Annotated in this window: 1 protein-coding gene; it reads right to left on the reverse strand. The window is 43.1% G+C overall.

Features of this window, described 5'->3' with window-relative positions; all coding sequences use genetic code 11:
• A partial coding sequence (locus tag ACYQ78_RS39935; protein ID WP_459806204.1) for a hypothetical protein occupies positions 1 to 211 on the reverse strand: 211 nt, incomplete at its 3' end.
• Positions 212 to 248 lie beyond the last annotated feature (37 nt).

Consider the following 248-nt stretch of genomic DNA (forward strand, 5'->3'; position numbering starts at 1 on the left):
GGCTGATGTGAGGAGGATCACCAATTTGCGCCAGAAAAGGCGCAAGGTAGTCAAGTTCTAATTCATGCTTTTTCATTGCTTCCTCTGCAGCTTTCCGTTCCAGTTGCTGACGATGCAGCTTAGCTTTTTCGTTTCTCTCTGTATCGTACACAGAAACCTTGAGTTTTGAAGCTGCTTCTTCTTTTATTCGCAGTTGGAGGATTTCTTTCACCTCTTCTTCAGATGCTCGTATTTGATTTGTGCTTTCT

It is taken from the genome of Herbidospora sp. RD11066 (assembly GCF_054661255.1).